The sequence below is a fragment of the Bacillus cereus group sp. N31 genome (genome assembly GCF_016483245.1).
Lineage (GTDB): Bacteria > Bacillota > Bacilli > Bacillales > Bacillaceae_G > Bacillus_A > Bacillus_A toyonensis.
The window spans coordinates 1-23276 of sequence record NZ_JAEHCH010000044.1 but is presented as its reverse complement, the minus strand read 5'-3'; the positions used below and the strand labels follow the sequence as shown (position 1 = coordinate 23276).

The following is a 23276-nucleotide window of genomic DNA, read 5'->3' as shown; positions in this document are numbered from 1 at the left end:
CCCTCCAAGTAATAGTGTAACATCCATGTGTATACATGGTCTTTTTCACACTGTCTACCTAAAGGGGATAATATCACTCAAACATTTGAGGCAGTCTTTTCTTATTGATATGGTACGAGTGTGATCAGTTTTTGTCGGTAAGTCGATACAACTTCATTTACTATTATGCTGTTTAAAAACGTGTGGCATAGTGAAAGGCTCGTCTTATAAAGAAATCGTATATAACGTCCCGCTTAAAGCAAAGGAAGTACGTCCTGTTTCTTCAGAGACAACTAAAATAAGTGCGTCACTTTTTTCTGATAAGCCAATTGCAGCTCTGTGACGTGTTCCTAGTTCAGGATCAACTTCCGTATTTTTCGTTAACGGAAGAATATTAGCTGCTGAAACAATATGATTATTTTTAACGAGAACGGCTCCGTCATGAAGAGGATTACCTGGATAAAAAATTGATTCGAGTAACGGTGCAGTTAAATGAGCGTTTAATGTTGTGCCAGTTTGAATACAAGATTCAAGCGTCTCATTTCGTTCCACAACGATAAGAGCACCGTGTTTGCGGGCACTTAAATGTTGGACAGCAGTTGTGATAAAATGTGAGCTTTCTGTATAAGGTGATAAATACGCCTGAATATAGTATGTAGCTGCCAATGTTTGTACATTTGCCAACATATGATGAATCTCTTCCATTTTACATAAAATACATTCATCTTCTTTATCAATCGCTTGCCTCATAATAGATAATTCTTTTTCAGCGCTTTCAATCATTTGCTTTGTTTGTATTTTGAGCTCTTCGGACAAGCCCCATTCTTGCATAATCCTCATTCCCTTTGGTGGAGTATTTAACCATAGTGTATACAAATATTCCTAGTAAAATCCTGCTATATTTTATAAAATATTGAGATACAGGTTGTTTTTTTCATATAATAAAGGTATGACAAGCGGGAGGAGATAGAGATATGAATTGGAAACAAGAATTTAGTCGCTGGCTTTCATATGCAGAATTAGACGTAGAATTAAAAGAACAGCTAGAAAACATGAAGCAAGATGAGAAGAAAATTGAGGATAGCTTTTATAAAAATTTAGAGTTCGGTACAGGTGGTATGCGTGGTGAACTTGGGGCTGGTACGAACCGATTAAATGTATATACAGTTCGTAAAGCGACACAAGGATTAGCGAAATTTATTGAAAAATTAGGTGAAGAAGCAAAGGAACGTGGTGTTGTTGTAGCATATGATTCTCGTCATAAATCACCTGAATTTGCAATGGAAGTAGCTGCAACACTTGGTGCACATGGTATTAAAACATATGTATTTGAAAGCTTACGCCCAACGCCGGTGCTTTCTTTCGCAGTTCGTCATTTACATACAGTAAGTGGAATCGTTCTTACGGCAAGCCATAATCCGCCTGAATATAATGGTTATAAAGTATATGGTGACGATGGTGGACAGTTGCCTCCAAAAGAAGCTGATGAGTTAATTAGTTACGTAAATGCAGTAGAAGATGAATTAACAGTTGAAGTAGCTGATGTAGAGCAATTAAAAGCTGACGGTTTATTACATATTATTGGACAAGAAGTAGATGATGCATATGCTGCAGAATTGAACGATGTCATTATTAATAAAGAAATGGTACAAAAGGTAGGGAAAGACTTAAAAATCGTCTTTACACCATTACACGGAACATCAAATCTTTCTGTACGCCGTGGTTTAGAGGAAGTTGGATTTACAGATGTAACGGTTGTAAAAGAGCAAGAGTTACCAGATCCAAACTTCTCTACAGTAAAATCACCGAACCCAGAAGAGCATGCAGCGTTTGAATATGCAATTCGTGACGGTGAAAAAATTGGTGCAGATGTGCTAATCGCAACAGACCCTGATGCAGACCGTCTAGGTGTAGCAGTTCGTAATCATGATGGTGAGTTCCAAGTATTAACTGGTAACCAAACAGGTGCATTAATGCTTGATTACTTACTATCTCAAAAGAAAGAAAACGGAACGCTTCCAGAGAACGGTGTTGTATTAAAAACAATCGTAACGTCTGAAATTGGTCGTACAATTGCAAAAGCATACGGTTTAGATACAGTTGATACGTTAACTGGATTTAAATTTATTGGTGAGAAAATTAAACAGTATGAAGAAAGCGGACAATATGAATTCCAATTCGGTTATGAGGAAAGCTATGGTTATTTAATCCGTCCATTCTGCCGTGATAAAGATGCGGTACAGTCTGTTTTATTTGCATGTGAAGTAGCTGCATACTACAAATCACAAGGTAAAACGTTATATGATGGTTTATTAGAAGTATTTGAGAAGTACGGTTTCTTCCGTGAAGATCTTGTGTCATTAACGTTAAAAGGGAAAGATGGAGCGGAACAAATTCAAGAGATGATGGCGACATTCCGTGAAAATCCTCCGAAAGAAGTAGCGGGCTTAACAGTCGTAGCGGTTGAAGACTATAAAGCAAGCATCGTTACATCTTTACAAGATGGACATAAAGAAGAGATTCACTTACCGAAATCAAATGTGTTAAAATATCAATTAGAAGATGGTTCTTGGTTCTGCTTACGTCCATCTGGAACAGAGCCGAAAATCAAGTTTTACTTTGGTGTAAAAGATAATTCTTTACAAAATAGTGAACAAAAGTTACTTACTATTAAAGAAGATATTATGAATCGTTTATAATATAAATTAATTTTAGGTAGTCAGAACAAAAGGGAAGCAAAACTTCCCTTTTGTTCTATGTAAGGAAATAATCGTTATTGATCCTGACAGAAGAGAGGGTATTTTGTTATGAAAAAAGTAAGAAAAGCGATAATCCCAGCAGCTGGATTAGGAACACGTTTTTTACCAGCTACAAAAGCAATGCCAAAAGAAATGTTACCGATAGTAGATAAACCAACTATTCAATATATTGTCGAAGAAGCAATACAATCAGGAATCGAAGATATTATTATCGTTACTGGTAAAACAAAGCGATCTATTGAAGATCATTTTGATAATGCATTTGAATTAGAGCAAAATTTATTAGAAAAGAAAAAGTATGAGTTACTTGAAAAAGTACAGGCTTCTTCAAAAATGGTAGATATTCATTATATCCGTCAAAAAGAACCAAGAGGATTAGGACACGCAGTTTGGTGTGCACGTAAATTCATCGGTGATGAGCCATTTGCTGTTTTATTAGGTGATGATATCGTTCAAGCTGAAAAACCATGTTTACGTCAGTTAATGGACGAATATGATAAAACACTTTCTTCTGTTATTGGTGTACAAACGGTTCCAGAAGATGAAACACATCGCTATGGAATTATCGACCCATTAGAGCAGGAAGGACGTCGTTACCAAGTTCGTAATTTCGTTGAGAAACCAGCAGCAGGTACAGCACCATCAAACTTAGCAATTATGGGACGTTACGTCTTAACGCCTGAAATTTTCATGTTCTTAGAACAGCAAAATGTCGGTGCTGGCGGTGAAATTCAGTTAACAGATGCAATTCAAAACTTAAATGAAATTCAACGAGTATTTGCTTACGACTTCGAAGGAAAACGCTACGATGTTGGTGAAAAGTTAGGATTCGTTCAAACGACAATTGAAATGGCCCTGCAACACCCAGAATTACGTGGTGACATGGTTACAATGATGAAGAGAATTTTAGAAGAACAAACGAATCAAGAGTCTTAATATAAAAAAAGAGTTATTTCAGTGTACTGAAATAACTCTTTTTTATTAAGAAATCGTCGAATGAGAACGTTGATAAGCAGAACGGCGTACAGCATAGTATATGCGAGGTGCGATAATAGCACCGATAATTGTAAATGCAATATCTTTTACTGCAAACCACATCATAATCATCCAGGCAGCTTTATAACTCATATTACCGCCCATGAAGAGATTGACCGCCCCGTACATGTAAGTAGTACCGATAATATAAGTTAAAATGATTCCTGTGAAAGAAGCGATAGCAAATGTACTGAATGTTGGTCTTTCTTTTTGTTCTACTATTTTTCCTGATACGTAAGCAACGATAATAAATGCGATAATAAAACCACCAGTAGGATCTAAAAGTGCTCCGAATCCAGCTTTGAAGTTAGCGAAGATTGGTGCGCCGGCTACGCCAACTAGCATATACACAGTCATTGATAATGCACCAAGTCTACTTCCAAGAAGAAGGCCTGCTAAAATTGCGAAAAATGGTTGCATAGATAACGGAACGCCCGCTATTTGCAGGAATGGCGCCCAAGATACAATATTTGCACCAATGGCCATAAGAGCAACAAACATGGCAGCTAATGCTAAATCTAAAACATGAAATCTTCTCATAATGTTAACCTCCTGTTGTTTTTAGGTTAACATTATCGTAGCGAAAATATTTACTTGTTGTCAATCAAATTATTTTGATAAGAAGGCTTCAAATAGTCTCTTAGCAACGTATACGGAATACGAAATTGTGGAATGCCGCTTGAATAAGGAGCGATCTCATATAAAGGGAAATAAATAACAAGATTGTTTGGTTCTAAAAAGAAGTGAAACTTTTTAGCACTCATTACTTTTTCCGTTGCATCAGGAAAATAAATACTTTCATTTTGTTTAATTTGCCTTACAATTTCTGCACGGATTACTTCTTTATATTTATCTTCTTGTTGAAATAAATCGTCTAAGCGTAGTAATTTTTTTTCATTTAAATCAAATGTGTTTGCTTTCCACGTATAAAGGCCGTGTGCCCCGCCCGTATATTGATAGTAATTCACATATAGGCTGAGAAAAGGTCGTTTATTTAAGGAGATTTTATAATCAACATTCGCCACGTACGGATGGAAGGGTGTACTAGACCCTTCTGTTTCTTTATAATATTTTTTTGCTTCTTTTTCTAATTTGTTTTTAAATTTGTCAGTAGATTTTTTGTAATAGAAATTGAGCTTATTTTGAAATTTAGAATCGGAAAAATTGTGAAAAGAAGGCCTACTAATTTGATATTCTATATAAGGTTTCTTACCTTTTTGCGTTATAGTCTGAACATCGATTGTCAGGTTAGATGCTTTGGCTGCCATTGCACAATTTGGTACAATAGTCAGCAAGGAGAACATGAGCAATAGTATACAAAGTTTCTGTTTCATTGTGGTGAAACCTCCTTATATAAGTGTTATAGGTAGTTTGAAAATAAATAGGTAAAATTATACATTTAATTAAAGGAAGAAGGCGAAAACGATATGGCAAAAACTTTAATGGACTCACTTGGAATTGAGTTGTTAGAAATGACAGAAGATAAAGTAGTTGCTACGATGCCTGTTGACGAGCGTACGCATCAGCCGTTTGGATTTTTACATGGTGGTGCTTCTATAGCGTTAGCGGAAACAGTAGCAAGTGTTGGATCATATAATTTAATTGATCAAGAGAAATGTATTTGTTTCGGTCTAGAAATTAATGCAAATCATATTCGCTCAAAGAAAGATGGAATCGTAACAGCAATCGGGACACCGATACATAGAGGACATTCAACGATGGTTTGGGATATTCGTATCATTGATGAAAATGATGATTTAATATGTATTTCAAGATGTACAGTAGCAATTAAAGAAAAACGTGAAAAATAAAAAAGAGGCAGCTCTCATGAGCAGCCTCTTTTTTATAATTAGAACTGGATTTTCTTTTCTAAGAAACCTTTTAGTTCGCTAATTGGCATACGAACTTGTTCCATTGTGTCACGGTCACGTACTGTAACAGCTTTGTCTTCAACAGAGTCGAAGTCGTATGTGATACAGAATGGTGTACCGATTTCGTCTTGACGACGGTAACGTTTACCGATAGAACCAGTTTCATCAAAGTCTACCATGAAGTCTTTAGCTAGTTCTGCGAATACTTCAGTAGCACCTTCAGATAGCTTTTTAGATAATGGTAAGATTGCTGCTTTGTATGGTGCTAAAGCAGGGTGGAAACGAAGAACTGTACGAGAATCGTTTTCTAATTGCTCTTCTTCATATGCATCACATAAGAACGCTAATGTTACACGGTCTGCGCCTAAAGATGGCTCGATGCAGTATGGTACGTAACGCTCGTTCGTTTGTGGATCGATATAGTTAAAGTCTTCGTTAGAGTGTTCCATGTGACGTTTTAAATCGAAGTCTGTACGAGATGCAACGCCCCATAGTTCGCCCCAACCGAATGGGAATTTGAATTCAATGTCAGTTGTTGCGTTACTGTAGTGAGATAGCTCTTCCTCACCGTGGTCACGAAGACGCATGCTCTCTTCATGCATACCAAGTGAAAGTAACCAGTTTTTACAAGTTTCACGCCAGAATGCGAACCACTCTAAATCTTCACCAGGCTTACAGAAGAATTCAAGTTCCATTTGTTCGAATTCACGTGTACGGAATGTGAAGTTACCAGGCGTGATTTCGTTACGGAAACTTTTACCAATTTGGCCAATACCAAATGGAAGTTTTTTACGCATAGAGCGTTGTACGTTTTTGAAGTTTACGAAAATACCTTGTGCTGTTTCAGGACGAAGGAAGATTTCGTTTGTGCTAGACTCTGTAACACCTTGGAATGTTTTGAACATTAAGTTGAACTGACGAATTTCAGTGAACTCTTCACTACCACAATCAGGACATTTTACTTCATGTTCTTTCATTAAGTCAGCCATTTGGTCGAAAGTAAGACCGTCAACAACCATTTCAATGCCTTTTGCATCTAATGCATCTTCAATTAATTTGTCAGCACGGTGACGCGCTTTACATTTTTTACAGTCGATCATTGGATCGTTGAAGTTACCAACGTGACCAGAAGCGATCCAAGTTTTTGGGTTCATTAAAATAGCTGCATCTAAACCAACGTTGTGTGGAGATTCTTGAATGAATTTTTTCCACCAAGCTTTTTTAACGTTATTCTTTAATTCGATTCCAAGTGGACCGTAATCCCAAGTGTTTGCAAGACCACCGTAAATTTCAGAACCAGGGAAAACAAAACCGCGATGTTTCGCTAAGTTTACAACTTGTTCCATTGAATACATAATAAAATCCTCCTTTTGAAAGTTAACGTATTGGCGATGACGTGCTCTGGTACTTGTGAAATGAGCAGTATATGCTTTGAAAAACATAAAAAAACGCTCATCCCAAGGCATATTTGCCTAGGGACGAGCGTTTGCCCGCGGTTCCACCCTAGTTGATACACAAAAGGTGCATCCACTTTATCATGTAATGCTCGAGACTGCCGTTTCCTTGCGTCTTCAGGCTTTCACTATCCCTGAATCGCTTTTTGTGCAAGTACTTATAAGTCCGTCATCGCTACTTATATTAATAATAATGAACATATTCTAACACGTTCTTTTTTAAATCTCAATAGAGGAACGCGTCTATCTATGATAGAGTCTCGCCTATTTTTTCGTTATTTATTCCGTAATTTTGTTTAATATGCTTAATTGCTTCACGTTTACTGAGCGGAGCAAGCTCGTTATTTTGCACGTATTCCCAAACGATATCAGGCTTTGTTTTTGCATACTCGCGAAGAACCCAGCCGATCGCTTTTTGAATGAAAAATTCTTTTGAAGAATGTAGTTGTCCAATAATCCAGAAAAGAAGTTCTTCATCCATCTTTTGTTTATATTTTAGTTGGAATAAAATAGCGGCACGTTGTAACCATATGTTATCTGATGCAATCCATTTTGGAATATATGCAGAAATTAATTCGGGATGTTGTAAAAAGATAGTACCTAAAAATGTAGGGACGATGCTATCAACAGAATCCCACCAAGATTTCGTAACAATAAGTTCTTCTAAAAATGGGATATGAGTTTCGTTTATATGCTTTTTATATTTTTGCATAATATCAAGTGCGGCAGCTTGATATTCACGTTCTGGTAAGTTCCAAAGTTCACGTACGATAATTTGGAAGTCTTTTTTATCTGGGAGAGTATGTATTTGAATGACGTCTTTTAATAATTGGCGTCTTTCCGGTGTTTGAATACCTAGAAATGGGAAGTGATTTTTCATATAACGAGCCATTGGTTCTGCTTTTTCAGGATTTTGATGAGCTGTAAAATGCTCTTGTAATGCTTGTACAAATGGATGCATAAGTGTTTCTCCTCTCTTATTACCTTTCTTCTCTTATTATACAAAGAGTTTGGTTAAATTTTAAAACATAACTTGCAATGTAATGAAATATGTTGAAAAGAGAGGGGAGAGGATAAGATGGAAGATCAGAGCGTACTAGCAGGTTTCTTTGCTCTTAGTTTTGCGTTTATTCTTGTTATAATAATTTGGGCAATTATTTCGTATTTGTTAACGGCTTTTGCACTTTATACGATGGCAAAAAATGATGGTGCAACTGATGGGGTTCTTGCGTTTATTCCATTTTTGAATAGTAAGACGTGGGGTGACTTGGCGAAGGATAAATTACCAGATTTCTTGAAAGAAGAGGCAGGGTGGAAAGTATTCGGTATATATGTCGCATGTTTCATCTTTAACTTCGTACCAATTATAAGTTTACTAGCAACAGCCGTATCGATTGTGCTGTCCATTTATCTCATCTACGCTATTTTAGACAGATACGGAACGAGCTCTATACTATTTACGATTATTCATGTAATCACATTTTCGGTTTTCTTGCCGATTCATTTATTCATTATCCGAAATGAGCCGGTAAGATATAACGAGTAGATATATGCGGGGAGCTGTTTCGAAGCTATTTTGGAACAGCTCTTTGTTGGTTAATTGATATTTCGTTGACCAAGAAAAAAGGGCTGCCACATAGGACAGCCCTTTTTCTACTACATAAGATAGCGTAAATAAATGTAAATATGAGAAATGATTAATGAAACAATCATAATTGGGAAGCCGACTTTAAGGAATTCCATGTAGCTAAATTTATGTCCTTCACGACTTGCGATTCCGGCTACGATTACGTTAGCAGAAGCCCCGATTAAAGTTCCGTTTCCACCTAGGCAAGCACCTAATGCTAATGCCCACCATAATACGTCGATTTGTGCGTCAGAAGGTGATAAACCTAGCCCAACTGCCATATCGTTAATAAGTGGAATCATTGTTGCAACGAATGGAATGTTATCGATTGTTGCAGAGGCGATACCAGATACCCATAGAATAAGGATAGATGCATGAGAAATATCTCCGCCTGTTATTCCGACTACCTTTTGAGCTAACATTTTGATAAGACCGATATCGATAAGTCCTCCAACGAGTACGAATAGTCCCGCGAAGAAGAAAATCGTCACCCATTCTACGCTTGCGAATACTTCTTCAATTTCATGTTCTTTCACACCGATTAGCATAAGTACAGTAGCACCAGTCAAGGCGATAATAGCTGCATCAACATGGAAAATGGAATGAGTCATGAAACCTACAATTGTAAGTCCAAGTACTGTTAAAGATTTTTTCATTAATACTGGATCTTTAATGTATTGTTTTTCATCTAAGCTCATTAATTTTTTAACTTGTACAGGATCAGCAATTAATTGTTTACGGTACATGAAGTAAAGTATTGTTGCTGTAACTGCAATAATAATAATTACGATTGGTGCTAGATTCAGTAAGAAAGCATTGAAGTCTAGGTGCTTATTTGCAGAACCAATCATAATATTTGGCGGATCACCAATTAATGTTGCTGTTCCCCCAATGTTTGAAAAAATAATTTCAGAAAGTAAATAAGGAACAGGATTTACTTGCAAGATGCGCGTAATAGATAAAGTAACTGGAACAACAAGAAGTACAGTTGTAACGTTATCTAAAAATGCGGAGCCAAGCGCGGTAAGTAGGGAAAGGGAAATTAAAATTTTAATTGGATTTCCTTGTGCCCCTTTTGCTGCTTTAATGGCAACGTATTGGAAAACACCTGATTTACTCGTAATGTTCACCAAAATCATCATACCGATGAGTAGCGTAATCGTTCCCCATTCAATATGTTTCGTAAAGGCGTTATGTAAATCGACGACCCCCACAATTACCATGAGTGCTGCACCAAGAAGTGCGATGACAGCGCGATTAATTTTTTCAGAAATAATAATGGCATATGTAATTAAAAAGACTGCGATAGCAAAATAATACTGCCAGTTAGCGAGTTCTTGCGTTGTTTCGTGCAAAAATCTCATCTCCTTTCATTCATTTTTCTTAGTGTGTCAAATATTAACTAGATGAAACACACATAACGTCATTATAAAGTAGAAAAACTGCGGATGTAAATGAAAGGAGGGATTTTGTCATATTTTCTGCATAGGTCATTTTTTCTCATTTTTAAAAATATTTGTGGGCATTTGACATATATATAAGATACATCCAATCTGAATATTTAAAATGGAATTAGCATTCGAGCTTGTTCGTGTAGGAGTGTCAAATAGAAAGGAATGACAAAGATGATAAGGAAGGGATCGTATGGATGAACAACGATTTTTATTTTTAGATTTTGAGTTTACGATGCCCCAGCATCGAAAGAAACCAAAAGGATTTTTCCCGGAAATTATTGAGGTAGGACTCGTCTCGGTTGTAGGTTGTAAGGTAGAAGATACGTATTCATCACATGTCAGGCCGAAAACATTTCCTTCTTTAACAGATCGATGCAAGAAATTTTTGGGAATTAAACAAGAAATCGTGGATAAAGGAATTTCATTTCCTGAACTCATTGATAAACTTGCAGAATACGAAAAAAGATGTAAACCGACCATTGTAACGTGGGGAAATATGGATATGAAAGTGCTGAAGCATAATTGTGAAATGTCGGGAGTAGCTTTTCCGTTTTTCGGACAGTGTCGTGATTTATCGCTTGAGTATAAGAAGTTTTTTGGAGAAAGAAATCAAACAGGATTATGGAAAGCGATTGAGGCGTATGGAAAAGTAGGAACGGGTAAGCATCATTGTGCGCTAGATGATGCGATGACGACGTACAATATTTTTAAATTAGTAGAAAAAGATAAAGAGTATTTAGTGAAACCAGCACCTCCAACATTAGGGGAACTCGTGGACTTTTCAAAAGTGTTAAAGAAAGTGAGTACACAGTAACGACCAAATTGCACAGTATGTAATTTGGTCGTTTTGTTTTTTTAAAGTTTGTAGTCTTTTTTTAACTGCTCTAATGTTTCTAGACTACGAACCGCAAAAGGTGAATCATCTTCAGAAAATGAATTCATTTGAGTTTCTAATGCTAATTTGAGTGAATCTGTATAATCTAGAATCTCTCCTTCATATTTCTTCACCATTTGTTCTGGAATGTTCGTCTGTTCACGGAAAGCTAAAGCACGTCTTTCATGGAAAAATGGTACGTCAGCTTGTTTTACGTTATGTAAGTCACCTTGCACCGGATGTTTTAAAACAGCTAATACTTTTACGACGTAACTGCCCGGGCGGCTATTTGTAACTTCGCCGATGTATTTTCCCGTTTTATAAATACCAGTAACGATTTCACCAATTTCAAATGTTTCTCTCATATTTTTCACCTCAAGTTTATAGTAAGGAAAGTAGGAGAAGGAGTCAAAGAAATCATTCGCTTTCGGAACGCCCCCTTGAGAATATGAATTGGTTCAACTATAATTTAAAATAATATAACAGAAAATTCTGATGGTTTTTGAATCCTACAATAAGGAGTGTTTCATATGATGCCTTTATATTTTCCGGAAGATAAAACAGAATATATTATTCCAGGGATTGTTTGCGTTCTATTTATCATTGGTGCCGTTGCTACGTGGCGTATGTTCATTCGTGTATCCAAACGAGAAGCAGAGCGATTACAGAAAGTAGAAGAAAAGCTTTTAGCTGAAAAGAAACGGTAATTCATTTTTGTATGTTTCCCTCTATGCTCGGACAATCTAAGGGCAGAATGTATTTTGGAGGGAATAGAATGAAAAGACGGCTTTTTTTCAGTTGTTGTTTATTATTTCTGATGGCAGGTTGTGACCAAGGAAAGCCGAAAGAAATTGAAGTGAAATTACATAATGCTTCAGGAGATGAAGTAGGGACTGCGAAAGTAGTTCAGCAAACAAGTGGAGTGAAAATTACGATTAAAGGGGAAGGTTTCGCGCCTGGTCCGCACGGCATACATGTACATGAAATTGGAGAGTGTAAAGCGCCTCGTTTTGAATCGTCTGGTAATCATTTTAATCCAGATAATAAAAAGCATGGCTTACTCAATCCGAAGGGTGCGGAAAATGGTGATTTACCGAATGTAATTGCAGATGGTTCTGGAAAGATTAAAGCGGATATCGATGCACCGCACATAACGCTTGAAGAAGGGAAAACGACGATTCATAGAAAAGATGGAGCGTCTATTATTATTACTGAAAACCCTGATGATGGCATGACACAACCAACGGGGAAATCTGGTGATCGAATTGCTTGCGGTGTGATTGTAAAAAAAGCGTCGGATATGAAGAAAAAGTAAAAGCTACCGTGGATGGTAGCTTTCTTTGTGAAACGTAATTGGAAATATATCAGCAATTATTGGAATATATCGACCGCAACTCAAAATATATCGATTTACCGAAAAAAATTGAGAAAGGAGCCTGCCCCAAATTGATTCGTGGGCAGGCTCCTTTCTTATTATGAAAACGTATGGCGCAGTCTGTTTAAAATTTCTTCTAAAACAGATCGTGGGCAGCCAATGTTAATTCGAATATGTTCTTCGCCGCCTAATCCGTACTTTTCACCAGGTTCGACGATAAGTTTTCCTTTTTCCTCAAGTAACGTGGTGCGCTCGTTTTGAGAAAGTTTTAGGTGAGAACAATCAATCCATAATAAAAAGCTACCTTCTGGCTTCGTTACGGAAAGAGTAGGTATGTGATTTTTGATATATTCACAAGCGAATTGAGCGTTATCTTCTATATATAGTCGGATTTCATTTAGCCAATCATTACATTCTGTATAAGCGCTTTGCATCGCGGTATAAGCAAATGTATTTAGCCCATGGAACCCTTGTCTATATTGAATAGACGTAAAGGTATTACGTAGTTTTTCATTTGGAATAATAATGATAGATGCTTGTAATCCAGCTATATTAAATGTTTTACTTGGAGCCATACAAGTAATGGTATGTGCTGCTAATTCTTCAGATAAAGAAGCGAATGGTGTATGAGTACGATCTCCGTAAATAATATCAGCATGAATTTCATCTGAGACAACAATTACATTATATTTTGTACATAACGCTCCGAGCTTTATTAGCTCGTCTTTCGTCCAAACACGTCCAATAGGATTGTGAGGACTACAAAGAAGCATTAGTTTAATCCCTTGTTGAAATTGTTTTTCTAAATGATCGAAGTCTATCATATATGTGCCATCTTGTTTATATAATGGGCTCACGCATAATTTTCTGTTGTTTGTTGTAACCATTTCGAAAAATGGGGGATAAATAGGTGGTTGTACAAGAACGGATTCGTTTTCCTTTGTGAAAGCTTGTACGCTCGTACTAAGAGCTGGAACGATCCCCGCACTAAATACGATCCATTCTTTTTGAATATCCCAGTCGTACTGTTTTTTTGTCCAGTTACAAATAATGTCTCCAATATGTTCAGGTGGAAGTGTATAGCCAAAAATAGGGTGTTTGATACGTTTTTGTAATGCAGTTTGAATTGGTTTTGGTACTTCAAAATCCATATCGGCAATCCAGGCATGAATGAGTTCTTCGTTTTTATAAGTATCCCATTTTGTACTATGTGTTCCGCGCCGATTTACCGTTTTATGAAATAGCTGCATATGTTTGCCCCTTTCTTCTGTGAAACTGCTAAGTTATGAAAGTTCTCTCTCTTCTTATAGAATAGCTGATGTGATAGGATAAAGAAAAGTATTAAAAAGTGAAAAGGCGGGAAGTAGATGGGTACATATGAAAAGATGATAGAGGTTGTGAAGAATTGGGATCCGTTTCGAATGGGACCGGAGTTTTATGAAACAGAAGCGAGTGATGTAGTGAACGTCGTAACTGTGTTTGACGATTCGAAATATATTGCAAAGAAGATTCAACATATATACTTTATGTCTTTTGAGGAAGTACCTGCGCTTGAAAAATGTGAGAAATTAGCTGAAGAGTTACTTGTATTAAAAGAAGGCGGAAGTTGCTCATTATAGGCTGTCGGAATTTCCGACAGCCTTTTTAATATTATCCCGCTATTTGCCGGGCAGTAAGACCCCCACCTAAAAAGACGGTTGAGGCAAAGAAGTGAGGTGGGAGATCCACTGCTCGTAAAAGCCCAATTGGTGCGGGCTAATAATCAGCGGGGTGAAACATTCCGCTGATTAAAGTTTCACTTTATTGCGCGGAAAAAGCGATAATTTCTTCATAAACATGTTCAGGCTTTTCCTCAGGTAGTAAATGCCCTGTATTTTCGTAAGAGATGAATGTTGAATTCGGTAAATCTTTATGGAGACGGTGTCCTACATGTACAGGGACGACACGATCTTTTTCACCCCAAATGAGTAGTATAGGCGTTTCGATTTTTTGTAATTCAGTTGAAGATAAGTCACCTTCACGGTCTCGTATCATGCGAGTTAGGGCGGGGAATATACGGTTGTCATAAAAAGGAGCGGAGTAACCTTCCTTCATTTCATCATCAATTAATGAGTGATCATGAACGACATTCATTAAGTTATGAACAATTCCGCGCCGTATAATCCAGTTCTTTACGTATAAATGAAAGAACGGTAAATAAGAAGAATACAGTAAAGGTAAGGTTGCGCGTGCTAAATAGCTAGAGCTACATAGTAAAATCGTCTTTGAGATTAGTTCAGGACGTATCCGGTTTACATAGAGAGAAATTTGCCCGCCCATAGAATGCCCAATTAACACAATATTTGAGAGAGATAAATGTTCAATTAAATCGATAATAATGGTTGCTAAATTGTGATAAGAATACTTAAAGAGATGAGACTTATCACTTTTTCCGAATGGTGGCAAATCAAGAGCCAGTACTGTTCCTGCTTTCGATAGTAAAGGAATGAGACGGCGGTAACTGAATGAGGAAGATAAAAAGCCGTGAACGAGTACGAAAGTAGGACGTTTTGTTTTATTTTTATGTTCATACAATTCGTAATGAATAGTAGTGCCGCGAGTGGAAAAAGTGAAATAAGGACAAGTATATTCATGATTCATTTTTTGTCACTCCATTGATTTTTGTTCATATCATCTCCAAGGTAGAAAAAAATATGTTAACAAAAAAAGGCAAGATGACGATGTCATCTTGCCTTTCGCTTATTCATCATTACCCGCGGACAATATTAGGCGGTGTTTTTCCTTGTAACCCTGCAACTAAATTTTCAGCGGCTGTCATGGCCATTTGCTGCCGAGTTTTTAATGTCGCAGATCCGATGTGCGGTAAAGTCACAACATTTTGTAATGATAAGAGCGGATTATCTTTTTGAATCGGCTCTTGTGTAAAAGTATCAATGCCTGCTGCAAAGATTTTCTTTTCTTTTAATGCATGAATTAATGCTGCTTCATCTACCGTTTTCCCGCGAGATGCATTAATAAAGATTGCTGTTTCTTTCATTAATGAAAATTCCTTTTCTCCGATAAGATGATATGTTTCATCTGTTAAAGGAGTAAGAAGGACGATAAAGTCAGACTGTTTTATTACTGTCTGTAAATCACAATATGTAGCATCAAATTTTTGTTCTGCTTCTTCTTTACGACGACGGTTATAATACAGGACGTTCATATCAAATCCGAATTTCGCTCGCTTTGCAACAGCTTCTCCAATTCGTCCCATTCCGATAATACCGATTGTACTATGATGCACATCTAGTCCGAAATGTTCTTTTCCGATTTCAGCGTTCCACTCACCATTTTTCACATAGGAATCGAGTTCGCAAACACGACGACCAGCAGATAACATAAGAGCGAAAACGAGGTCAGCTACTGTATCATCCAATACGTATGGTGTATTCGTTCCGATGACATTTCGCTTTTCCATCGCTAGTAAATCAAAATTATCATAGCCAACAGAAATGTTACTCACTACTTTTAATTTCGGTGCCACATTTAACAATTCTTCATTTATGGCAGATCCGAAATTTAATAACCCATCTTTATCTTGTATCTTCTCTAATAGAACATCACGAGGTACTTTCTCATTTTGATTCCATGTTTCATAATCACAGTGTTCTGATAAATAGTTTTCTACAAATGTTGGAACTGGTTCAGCGATATATACTTTTGGTTTCACGGTTCCATCCCCTCTCACTTTTATCCCTTGTTAACGGACAATAAGCCTCCCGCCCCTAAAAATGCCTGAAGCAAAGAAGATAGGGGGAGACTAACTGCCCGTAAAAGCCCGATTGGTGTGGGCTAATAATCAGCGGGATGAACCTTTCCGCTGATTAAAGTTTCACTTTATTTTGACATAATTCTCTAAAAAAATCTTCTTTTCAAACTGGAAAGGGTATTTGTATAATTTAGACAGAAACGAAAAGGAAGGATGATTTATATGGTGACTGAAAAGGAATTAGAATTATTGGCTTGTCTTGAAAAAAGTAGTCGTTTGTCTGTAGATACATTGGCGAAGCTATTAAATATAGAAGTAGAAGAAGTGAAGAAGATGGTTGCGAAATTAGAAAGTGAAAAGATTATTGTGGATTATGTAACACATATTGATTGGACAAAAGTAAAAGAACATACGGGTTTAACAGCGATGATTGATGTGAAAGTTACGCCGAAGCACGGTGTTGGGTTTGATGCAGTTGCAGAACAAATTTATCGCTATTCAGAAGTGAAATCCGTGTATTTAATGTCAGGGACATATGATCTTTCTATTACATTAGAAGGAAAGACGATGGGAGAAGTAGCGATGTTTGTTTCTGAGAAATTAGCAACGATTGAATCTGTCGTTTCTACAACAACTCATTTCATTTTGAAGAAGTATAAACATGAGGGAATTATTTATGAAAAAAACGATGATGATAAGCGAATTGTGGTGACACCATGAAGCAGTTTGAACTGTCTAGAGTAGCAGAATCTTTACAACCGTCTGGTATTCGAAAGTTTTTCGATTTAGCCGCAAGTATGAAAGGTGTTATTTCACTTGGAGTGGGAGAGCCTGACTTTGTTACACCTTGGAATGTAAGGCAAGCATGTATCCGTTCTTTAGAGCAAGGATATACAGCGTATACAGCAAATGCAGGATTATTGGAGCTCCGTCAAGAAATAGCAAAGTATCTAAAAAAACAATTTGCAGTATCTTATGATCCAAACGATGAAATCATTGTTACGGTTGGAGCGAGCCAAGCGTTAGATGTAGCGATGCGTGCCATTATAAATCCTGATGATGAAGTACTCATTATTGAACCGAGCTTCGTTTCTTATGCACCGCTTGTAACATTAGCTGGAGGAGTTCCAGTTCCTATAGCGACTACTTTAGAAAAAGAGTTTAAATTACAAACCGAACAAATTGAAGCAGCTATTACAGCGAAAACAAAGGCAATTTTACTTTGTTCCCCAAATAATCCAACAGGTGCAATGTTAAACAAATCCGAACTAGAAAAGTTAGCAGTAATGGTTGAGAAGTACAATTTAATCGTATTATCTGATGAAATTTATGCAGAGCTTGTATATGACGAAGTGTATACGAGTTTCGCGAGCATTCAAAACATGCGCGAACATACGATTTTAATTTCGGGATTTTCAAAAGGATTTGCGATGACAGGATGGCGTCTCGGTATGATCGCAGCTCCCGTTCAATTTTCAGAGTTGATGCTTAAAATTCATCAATATTCTATGATGTGTGCACCGACGATGTCCCAGTTCGCAGCTCTTGAAGCATTACGCGGAGGGAATGATGAAGTCATTCGAATGAGAGATAGCTATAAGAAACGCCGTAATTTTATGGCGACATCTTTCAATGAGATGGGATTAACGTGTCATGTGCCGGGCGGAGCGTTTTATGTCTTTCCTTCTGTTGCCTCAACTGGACTAACTTCAGTGGAATTTGCAGAACAGTTATTACTAGAAGAAAAAGTGGCTGTTGTACCTGGAAGTGTATTTGGAGAAAGTGGTGAAGGATTTATTCGTTGTTCGTATGCAACATCGCTTGAACAACTTATGGAAGCAATGAAGAGAATGGAACGGTTCGTCGAGAATAAAAAAAGGACAAAACATAATACGTTTTGTCCATAAAAGGGGGGGAATACTAGAAAGCCATGTGTTAGTATTCTATCCCAATATTGGAGAATTATACGTGCTACAGGAAATTTTTTCGTGAATTTTGAATGAGTTCTGTCATAGTGGTATAATTTACTAATATAAGGTATGCGCCTGTTAGGTAGCGATACGTAACAGGCGTACTAATTAATCGGATATTTAAAATAAGTACATCTGTTTTGCAATCTACATTTGTAGAGAAAATGGTAAACGTATGGGAGTGTTTCATATGTCAGAACAATATACAACAGGAGTGGTTGTAACAGGGAAAGTGACTGGAATTCAAGATTACGGTGCATTTGTAGCGTTAGATGCAGAAACACAAGGACTTGTGCATATATCTGAAATTACAAATGGATATGTAAAGGATATTCATGACTTTTTGAAAGTCGGCGATACAGTAGAAGTAAAAGTACTTTCAATTGATGAAGAGCACAGAAAAATGAGTTTATCGTTAAAAGCTGCGAAAAGAAAACAAGGAAGGATTCTTATACCGAATCCATCTAAGGACGGATTTAATACGTTGCGAGAAAAGCTGACAGAATGGATTGAAGAGTCCGAGTTAACAAAGTAAAAGAGGAGCGCATATGAGCGTTCCTCTTTTACTTTATCTTATGATATATATTTGCAAATATGATTGCATGCAATCATATTCGTATGTCGGAGGTGAAAGGACATACTGATTATCGAATTTCGTTTGTTTCTGGGTGCGTACCAAGATTTTCAGATGGTTTAAACAGTAAACCAAGATTGATAAGCCCAGATATACCAACGATACCGTAAATAATACGTGCAAGAGCTGAGTTTTGTCCGCCGAAAATGGCTGCTACTAAGTCAAACTGGAAGAACCCGATTAGTCCCCAGTTTACTGCACCAATTACAGTAAAGACTAATGCGATACGTTGCAATGTACTCATGAAAAAGCCCCCCTTAATTGTGAAGCATGAGCAAGCGCTGAGTTAATCAACTCTTTTATAGAATGGTGCAGTTATGTTGTTTTTATACATAAAAAATGTGTGAAAAAAAGATGTATATACATCTATACCGAAAAATGCGAATTTTTATGCAAAAAATGAACTTTTTCTAAAAAATATATATTGGTTACGTTTACACTGGTTGAATCGCTTGATTTACAACTTCAGTTTCGCTAAAGTGAATACAGAAATACATATCCATAATTGGAGGGAAAAAGATGAGTACACATGTAACGTTCGACTATTCTAAAGCGTTATCCTTCATCGGTGAACATGAAATCACTTATTTACGTGATGCAGTGAAAGTAACACATCATGCAATCCACGAAAAAACTGGAGCTGGGAACGATTTCCTTGGGTGGGTAGAGCTTCCGCTTCAATATGACAAAGAAGAATTTGCTCGCATTCAAAAATGCGCAGAAAAAATTAAAAATGACTCTGACATTTTACTTGTTGTAGGTATCGGTGGTTCTTACCTAGGAGCACGTGCAGCAATTGAAATGTTAAACCATTCATTCTACAATACGCTTTCTAAAGAACAACGTAAAACTCCACAAGTGCTATTTGTTGGACAAAACATTAGCTCCACTTACATGAAAGATTTAATGGATGTATTAGAAGGTAAAGACTTCTCTATTAACGTTATTTCCAAATCAGGTACAACAACAGAGCCTGCACTTGCATTCCGTATTTTCCGTAAGTTATTAGAAGAGAAGTATGGAAAAGAAGAAGCTCGCAAACGTATTTATGCAACTACAGATAAAGCGCGTGGTGCATTAAAAACATTAGCTGATAACGAAGGTTACGAAACATTCGTAATTCCAGATGATGTTGGAGGACGTTTCTCTGTATTAACGCCAGTTGGTTTATTACCAATCGCAGTAAGTGGCTTAAATATTGAAGAGATGATGAAAGGTGCAGCTGCTGGTCATGACGACTTCGGGGCATCAGAACTAGAAGAAAACCCAGCTTATCAATACGCAGTAGTTCGTAACGCTTTATACAATAAAGGAAAAACAATTGAAATGCTTGTTAACTATGAGCCGGCGCTTCAATACTTCGCTGAGTGGTGGAAACAGTTATTTGGTGAAAGTGAAGGAAAAGATCAAAAAGGTATTTTCCCATCTTCAGCAAACTTCTCAACTGATTTACACTCATTAGGTCAATACGTTCAAGAAGGTCGTCGTGATTTATTTGAAACAGTTCTTAAAGTAGGTAAATCTACACATGAACTGACAATCGAATCAGAAGAAAACGATTTAGATGGATTAAACTACCTTGCTGGTGAAACTGTAGACTTCGTAAACACAAAAGCATATGAAGGTACATTACTTGCACATAGCGATGGCGGAGTACCAAACTTAATCGTAAATATTCCTGAATTAAATGAGTACACATTCGGTTACCTTGTATACTTCTTCGAAAAAGCATGTGCGATGAGCGGCTACTTATTAGGCGTAAATCCATTTGACCAACCAGGAGTAGAAGCATACAAGAAAAACATGTTTGCTTTACTTGGTAAACCAGGATTTGAAGAATTAAAAGCAGAATTAGAAGAGCGTTTAAAATAATAAAAAGCGACCGAAGATCCGGTCGCTTTTTATTATTTTACTGAAATGTCCATCGGTATATTCAAACTAGAATGGGTATGCTAAAGGAAAAGTCTTGGAGGGATGGGCTTGATTCCGATTCAATCAAAGTTAAAAGGACATACATATGCGTTATATAAGTTAGAAGAGGTTATGAAACCACTTGGATATAGTATTGGTGGCAATTGGGATTACGATAAAGGGTGCTTTGATTACAAAATCGACGAAGAAGATGGCTATCAATTTTTACGAGTGCCATTTACAGCTGTGGATGGGGAATTAGATGTGCCTGGTGTAATAGTCCGTCTTGAAACGCCGTATATTCTTTCGCATGTGTATCAAGACGAACTAGATGATAATGTGAATGCGTTAACAGCTGGAACGAGCGGATTTGATCAATTTGCTGAGCCGAAAGATCCAGATGGAGATGTGAAAAGTAAGTATATTAATATTGGGAAAGTATTAGTACAGGAACTAGAGCGTCACTTTTTTAATGGTGAATAACAATGAGTATGTCGCTTTCGATAAGAATGAAGGTATGGACTGGGTTAATCATATATTGATCGTCACGCTTTATACCTAGTAAGAGAATGTTTTGTTTTAAAAGAGTATAGCTACAATTTGCAAAAGTTTGTCCGGTGCAAGGCGGAGAAAGCTCCATCAGTTGTAATTTGTTATCAGAGATTTCATCGTAAAGTGAGAATAGTACACCTGAAATAGAAGGAAATAAAAGAGAAGCGGTAAATACATAGCTCGTTAATTTATTTCCTTCTATAATTTCTGATACACCAGCTCTCGTTGCATTTTGAATTTGATCCGAAGTAAGAAGTTCAGCGATGCAATGAATGTTTGGATTAAGTCCTTTTGCAGTTAAAATATTTAAGATGGACTGTGTATCAGCTAAGCCTTCATTTTTTTCTTTATCAGCCGTTATTAATATGGTGTGTGCCGTTGTAATGTTAGCTTTTAATAACGTTTGATCGTGATGTGGACAACCTTTTATAAACTCTAAATGGTGAAATGGTTTTGGAAGTAAAGAAAGTGTTTCATCAATTAAAACGATATCAAGGTTTGGTTGTAAGATGTGCATTTGTTTTACAACATGTTTTGCCCGTTCGTTCCAGCCGACAATAATCATATGACCGCTAGCAGTCGCAGCTTCTTCTCCTTTAACTTTCATATATTGTTTATTAATCATATCAGTGGCGAATAGAACCATATAATAAGAACAAAAACCGGTTCCAAATAAAATAATACTCATACCGATGAGTTTGCCTATTAGTGTATGTGGGGCAAAGTCACCATAGCCAACAGTGAAAATTGTAACGATTGACCACCAAATTCCATCAAACCATGTGGTGAAGTGCGATGGTTCTAATCTATGTATAAGAAAGCCGGAAAAAGCAGTAAGTATAACAATAAAGCAAATTAAACGAAAAATAATGGAATCACGAAATGTATCTACTAAATTTGGACGGGATTTCAATTGCCAATTCCTCCTTACTTTGCAGGACTACATTCATTGTTACCATTATAGAAAAAAGAAAAACTCTCTAATTTAAAAGAGAGTTTGTTTTCTATTACATACTTTCAACTTCAGTTTGTTGAACACTTTCAAGGTGTTGAAGAGCATAATAAACATCAGCAGTATGTCTTTTTTGATCGATAGACAATTTTAAATGTAAATAGTGCGAACCATTTTCCAATGTTTTGAGCTTCATGTTCTTAACTTTTATATCCATTTCTTTTATTTCTTCAATTACGATCGGGATATTGTCCATATTTCGTACAACAAGTTTCACTGCGATATCACGTTGACGAAATGACCTAGGTCCTATAAATTTCATCGTTAATGGTATAAGTTCTACACTAATCATAAGGAAGCACATTCCGAAAATCGCTTCAATATAGAAACCAGCTCCAACGGCAATGCCAATACCAGAAGCACCCCAAATCATGGCGGCGGTCGTTAGCCCAGCAATACTATCGTTTCCTCTTCGTAAAATAACACCTGCACCTAAAAAACCAATTCCTGATACAATTTGAGCAGCAAGTCGAAGGGGGTCCATATTCATATGGTCGGTATGTGGTAAATTGTAAGCTGCTTTAATAGAAACAATAGTGAGGAGGCAACTAATAATAGAGATAACTAAACAAGTCTTTAAACCAAGTGGTTTACGTTTTAATTCACGTTCTAAACCGATGGCGAATCCTAAAATAGCCGAGAGACCTAGTTTGAGTAATAAATCGGTATAGTCCATATGTATTCCTCCTTGTATGATATTTTATAGGAATAAAACGTTTATTATAGAAAGAAACGGTTTTTGATAGAGTAACTTTATATAGAATATATGTAGGAATTGCTTATACATGAAAGAGATATTTCGTTTAAGTATATGATATTAAAAAAGAAATGTGGGTGGTTTTAAAAAAAGTTTATAAAAGGTGTTGCATTTCAATTTTCACCATGATATATTAATAACCGTCGCTGATGCGGAAACGCAGAAAACGACAAAAAAGAAATTAAAAAACTTAGTTGACATCGAAAAACGAAGATGTTAACATAAGGAAGTCGCAAATGAGCGACCAAGTAGTTCTTTGAA

Annotated in this window: 26 protein-coding genes; 13 read left to right on the top strand and 13 right to left on the bottom strand. The window is 36.7% G+C overall.

The window, feature by feature from the left end; all coding sequences use genetic code 11:
- Positions 1-204: 204 nt before the first annotated feature.
- Entirely contained in the window at positions 205-810 is a 606-nt protein-coding gene (gene cdaS, locus JDS81_RS28720) for a sporulation-specific diadenylate cyclase CdaS (RefSeq protein ID WP_097952131.1), read from the bottom strand.
- 143 nt (positions 811-953) lie between these two features.
- Between cdaS and JDS81_RS28715 the strand changes: the two genes are divergently transcribed.
- Both JDS81_RS28715 and galU read left to right on the top strand, forming a co-directional pair.
- Entirely contained in the window at positions 954-2678 is a 1725-nt protein-coding gene (locus JDS81_RS28715) for a phospho-sugar mutase (protein WP_001104199.1), read from the top strand.
- A 108-nt stretch (positions 2679-2786) separates the two neighbouring features.
- Positions 2787-3674: a UTP--glucose-1-phosphate uridylyltransferase GalU gene (gene galU, locus JDS81_RS28710; RefSeq protein WP_000757818.1), complete on the top strand. Its 888-nt coding sequence runs from the start codon at positions 2787-2789 to the stop codon at positions 3672-3674.
- 45 nt (positions 3675-3719) lie between these two features.
- On the opposite strand, the gene JDS81_RS28705 is transcribed toward galU, so the two are convergent.
- Together JDS81_RS28705 and JDS81_RS28700 are read right to left on the bottom strand one after the other, a co-directional pair.
- Positions 3720-4313 carry a biotin transporter BioY gene (locus JDS81_RS28705; protein ID WP_001252145.1) on the bottom strand — a complete coding sequence of 198 codons (594 nt, stop codon included), beginning with the start codon at positions 4311-4313 and terminating at the stop codon, positions 3720-3722.
- Positions 4314-4363: 50 nt separating this feature from the next.
- Entirely contained in the window at positions 4364-5107 is a 744-nt protein-coding gene (locus tag JDS81_RS28700; RefSeq protein WP_097926577.1) for a DUF3298 and DUF4163 domain-containing protein, read from the bottom strand.
- A gap of 93 nt (positions 5108-5200) precedes the next feature.
- Between JDS81_RS28700 and JDS81_RS28695 the strand changes: the two genes are divergently transcribed.
- Positions 5201-5584 carry a hotdog fold thioesterase gene (locus JDS81_RS28695; RefSeq protein ID WP_001140604.1) on the top strand — a complete coding sequence of 128 codons (384 nt, stop codon included), beginning with the start codon at positions 5201-5203 and terminating at the stop codon, positions 5582-5584.
- A gap of 38 nt (positions 5585-5622) precedes the next feature.
- Here JDS81_RS28695 and JDS81_RS28690 read toward each other — a convergent pair whose 3' ends face one another.
- Both JDS81_RS28690 and JDS81_RS28685 read right to left on the bottom strand, forming a co-directional pair.
- Positions 5623-6999: a glycine--tRNA ligase gene (locus tag JDS81_RS28690; RefSeq protein WP_000287143.1), complete on the bottom strand. Its 1377-nt coding sequence runs from the start codon at positions 6997-6999 to the stop codon at positions 5623-5625.
- A gap of 346 nt (positions 7000-7345) precedes the next feature.
- On the bottom strand, positions 7346-8059 hold the full coding sequence (locus JDS81_RS28685) for a DNA alkylation repair protein (RefSeq protein WP_000553335.1): 714 nt from the start codon (positions 8057-8059) through the stop codon (positions 7346-7348).
- Between the two features lie 117 nt (positions 8060-8176).
- Here JDS81_RS28685 and JDS81_RS28680 point away from each other — a divergent pair, with 117 nt between their 5' ends.
- Positions 8177-8644 (top strand): hypothetical protein, encoded by a 468-nt coding sequence (locus tag JDS81_RS28680; RefSeq protein WP_097952133.1) that lies wholly within the window; start codon positions 8177-8179, stop codon positions 8642-8644.
- A gap of 110 nt (positions 8645-8754) precedes the next feature.
- Here JDS81_RS28680 and JDS81_RS28675 read toward each other — a convergent pair whose 3' ends face one another.
- On the bottom strand, positions 8755-10080 hold the full coding sequence (locus tag JDS81_RS28675) for an ArsB/NhaD family transporter (protein ID WP_000545233.1): 1326 nt from the start codon (positions 10078-10080) through the stop codon (positions 8755-8757).
- A gap of 289 nt (positions 10081-10369) precedes the next feature.
- Between JDS81_RS28675 and kapD the strand changes: the two genes are divergently transcribed.
- Positions 10370-10993 carry a 3'-5' exonuclease KapD gene (gene kapD / locus JDS81_RS28670; RefSeq protein WP_000344367.1) on the top strand — a complete coding sequence of 208 codons (624 nt, stop codon included), beginning with the start codon at positions 10370-10372 and terminating at the stop codon, positions 10991-10993.
- Positions 10994-11034: 41 nt separating this feature from the next.
- Here kapD and kapB read toward each other — a convergent pair whose 3' ends face one another.
- On the bottom strand, positions 11035-11418 hold the full coding sequence (kapB, locus tag JDS81_RS28665; protein WP_001209336.1) for a kinase-associated lipoprotein KapB: 384 nt from the start codon (positions 11416-11418) through the stop codon (positions 11035-11037).
- A 165-nt stretch (positions 11419-11583) separates the two neighbouring features.
- On the opposite strand from kapB, the gene JDS81_RS28660 reads away from it, so the two are divergent.
- Together JDS81_RS28660 and sodC are read left to right on the top strand one after the other, a co-directional pair.
- Positions 11584-11760, top strand: a complete 177-nt coding sequence (locus JDS81_RS28660; protein ID WP_000982764.1) for a hypothetical protein — start codon at positions 11584-11586, stop codon at positions 11758-11760.
- Positions 11761-11828: 68 nt separating this feature from the next.
- Positions 11829-12368 (top strand): superoxide dismutase [Cu-Zn], encoded by a 540-nt coding sequence (sodC, locus tag JDS81_RS28655; RefSeq protein WP_000829097.1) that lies wholly within the window; start codon positions 11829-11831, stop codon positions 12366-12368.
- Positions 12369-12526: 158 nt separating this feature from the next.
- Here sodC and JDS81_RS28650 read toward each other — a convergent pair whose 3' ends face one another.
- On the bottom strand, positions 12527-13678 hold the full coding sequence (locus JDS81_RS28650) for a MalY/PatB family protein (RefSeq protein WP_097952135.1): 1152 nt from the start codon (positions 13676-13678) through the stop codon (positions 12527-12529).
- 117 nt (positions 13679-13795) lie between these two features.
- Here JDS81_RS28650 and JDS81_RS28645 point away from each other — a divergent pair, with 117 nt between their 5' ends.
- Positions 13796-14047 carry a YugE family protein gene (locus tag JDS81_RS28645; protein WP_000537646.1) on the top strand — a complete coding sequence of 84 codons (252 nt, stop codon included), beginning with the start codon at positions 13796-13798 and terminating at the stop codon, positions 14045-14047.
- A gap of 181 nt (positions 14048-14228) precedes the next feature.
- Here JDS81_RS28645 and JDS81_RS28640 read toward each other — a convergent pair whose 3' ends face one another.
- Positions 14229-15068 carry an alpha/beta fold hydrolase gene (locus JDS81_RS28640; RefSeq protein WP_001015213.1) on the bottom strand — a complete coding sequence of 280 codons (840 nt, stop codon included), beginning with the start codon at positions 15066-15068 and terminating at the stop codon, positions 14229-14231.
- A gap of 109 nt (positions 15069-15177) precedes the next feature.
- A complete protein-coding gene (locus JDS81_RS28635) occupies positions 15178-16158 on the bottom strand; it encodes a 2-hydroxyacid dehydrogenase (protein WP_141489332.1) in 981 nt (326 codons plus the stop codon).
- Between the two features lie 243 nt (positions 16159-16401).
- Here JDS81_RS28635 and JDS81_RS28630 point away from each other — a divergent pair, with 243 nt between their 5' ends.
- The 3 genes from JDS81_RS28630 to yugI all read left to right on the top strand — a co-directional run bounded on the left by JDS81_RS28630 (position 16402) and on the right by yugI (position 18684).
- On the top strand, positions 16402-16899 hold the full coding sequence (locus tag JDS81_RS28630) for an Lrp/AsnC family transcriptional regulator (RefSeq protein WP_000255691.1): 498 nt from the start codon (positions 16402-16404) through the stop codon (positions 16897-16899).
- A complete protein-coding gene (locus tag JDS81_RS28625; RefSeq protein ID WP_097952137.1) occupies positions 16896-18086 on the top strand; it encodes an aminotransferase in 1191 nt (396 codons plus the stop codon). The genes JDS81_RS28630 and JDS81_RS28625 overlap by 4 nt, the downstream gene beginning before the upstream one ends.
- A 253-nt stretch (positions 18087-18339) precedes the next feature.
- Positions 18340-18684 carry a S1 domain-containing post-transcriptional regulator GSP13 gene (gene yugI / locus JDS81_RS28620; protein ID WP_000003767.1) on the top strand — a complete coding sequence of 115 codons (345 nt, stop codon included), beginning with the start codon at positions 18340-18342 and terminating at the stop codon, positions 18682-18684.
- 109 nt (positions 18685-18793) lie between these two features.
- Here the strand turns inward: yugI and JDS81_RS28615 are convergent, their stop codons facing one another.
- Entirely contained in the window at positions 18794-19027 is a 234-nt protein-coding gene (locus JDS81_RS28615; RefSeq protein ID WP_000105788.1) for a DUF378 domain-containing protein, read from the bottom strand.
- A 275-nt stretch (positions 19028-19302) separates the two neighbouring features.
- Here JDS81_RS28615 and JDS81_RS28610 point away from each other — a divergent pair, with 275 nt between their 5' ends.
- Entirely contained in the window at positions 19303-20655 is a 1353-nt protein-coding gene (locus JDS81_RS28610) for a glucose-6-phosphate isomerase (RefSeq protein WP_000103665.1), read from the top strand.
- Positions 20656-20763: 108 nt separating this feature from the next.
- Positions 20764-21177 carry a YugN-like family protein gene (locus tag JDS81_RS28605; protein ID WP_000612324.1) on the top strand — a complete coding sequence of 138 codons (414 nt, stop codon included), beginning with the start codon at positions 20764-20766 and terminating at the stop codon, positions 21175-21177.
- Here the strand turns inward: JDS81_RS28605 and JDS81_RS28600 are convergent.
- A complete protein-coding gene (locus JDS81_RS28600; protein WP_097952139.1) occupies positions 21164-22159 on the bottom strand; it encodes a potassium channel family protein in 996 nt (331 codons plus the stop codon). The two genes, JDS81_RS28605 and JDS81_RS28600, sit on opposite strands and share 14 nt — an antisense overlap.
- Before the next feature lie 94 nt (positions 22160-22253).
- Entirely contained in the window at positions 22254-22934 is a 681-nt protein-coding gene (locus JDS81_RS28595; RefSeq protein WP_000386692.1) for an MgtC/SapB family protein, read from the bottom strand.
- Positions 22935-23276: the final 342 nt, after the last annotated feature.

Coding starts and splice junctions, on each gene's coding strand:
- cdaS (WP_097952131.1), bottom strand. CDS start 810: ATGCAAGAATGGGGCTTGTCCGAAGAGCTCAAAATACAAACAAAGCAA.
- JDS81_RS28715 (WP_001104199.1), top strand. CDS start 954: ATGAATTGGAAACAAGAATTTAGTCGCTGGCTTTCATATGCAGAATTA.
- galU (WP_000757818.1), top strand. CDS start 2,787: ATGAAAAAAGTAAGAAAAGCGATAATCCCAGCAGCTGGATTAGGAACA.
- JDS81_RS28705 (WP_001252145.1), bottom strand. CDS start 4,313: ATGAGAAGATTTCATGTTTTAGATTTAGCATTAGCTGCCATGTTTGTT.
- JDS81_RS28700 (WP_097926577.1), bottom strand. CDS start 5,107: ATGAAACAGAAACTTTGTATACTATTGCTCATGTTCTCCTTGCTGACT.
- JDS81_RS28695 (WP_001140604.1), top strand. CDS start 5,201: ATGGCAAAAACTTTAATGGACTCACTTGGAATTGAGTTGTTAGAAATG.
- JDS81_RS28690 (WP_000287143.1), bottom strand. CDS start 6,999: ATGTATTCAATGGAACAAGTTGTAAACTTAGCGAAACATCGCGGTTTT.
- JDS81_RS28685 (WP_000553335.1), bottom strand. CDS start 8,059: ATGCATCCATTTGTACAAGCATTACAAGAGCATTTTACAGCTCATCAA.
- JDS81_RS28680 (WP_097952133.1), top strand. CDS start 8,177: ATGGAAGATCAGAGCGTACTAGCAGGTTTCTTTGCTCTTAGTTTTGCG.
- kapD (WP_000344367.1), top strand. CDS start 10,370: ATGGATGAACAACGATTTTTATTTTTAGATTTTGAGTTTACGATGCCC.
- kapB (WP_001209336.1), bottom strand. CDS start 11,418: ATGAGAGAAACATTTGAAATTGGTGAAATCGTTACTGGTATTTATAAA.
- JDS81_RS28660 (WP_000982764.1), top strand. CDS start 11,584: ATGATGCCTTTATATTTTCCGGAAGATAAAACAGAATATATTATTCCA.
- sodC (WP_000829097.1), top strand. CDS start 11,829: ATGAAAAGACGGCTTTTTTTCAGTTGTTGTTTATTATTTCTGATGGCA.
- JDS81_RS28650 (WP_097952135.1), bottom strand. CDS start 13,678: ATGCAGCTATTTCATAAAACGGTAAATCGGCGCGGAACACATAGTACA.
- JDS81_RS28645 (WP_000537646.1), top strand. CDS start 13,796: ATGGGTACATATGAAAAGATGATAGAGGTTGTGAAGAATTGGGATCCG.
- JDS81_RS28640 (WP_001015213.1), bottom strand. CDS start 15,068: ATGAATCATGAATATACTTGTCCTTATTTCACTTTTTCCACTCGCGGC.
- JDS81_RS28630 (WP_000255691.1), top strand. CDS start 16,402: ATGGTGACTGAAAAGGAATTAGAATTATTGGCTTGTCTTGAAAAAAGT.
- JDS81_RS28625 (WP_097952137.1), top strand. CDS start 16,896: ATGAAGCAGTTTGAACTGTCTAGAGTAGCAGAATCTTTACAACCGTCT.
- yugI (WP_000003767.1), top strand. CDS start 18,340: ATGTCAGAACAATATACAACAGGAGTGGTTGTAACAGGGAAAGTGACT.
- JDS81_RS28615 (WP_000105788.1), bottom strand. CDS start 19,027: ATGAGTACATTGCAACGTATCGCATTAGTCTTTACTGTAATTGGTGCA.
- JDS81_RS28610 (WP_000103665.1), top strand. CDS start 19,303: ATGAGTACACATGTAACGTTCGACTATTCTAAAGCGTTATCCTTCATC.
- JDS81_RS28595 (WP_000386692.1), bottom strand. CDS start 22,934: ATGGACTATACCGATTTATTACTCAAACTAGGTCTCTCGGCTATTTTA.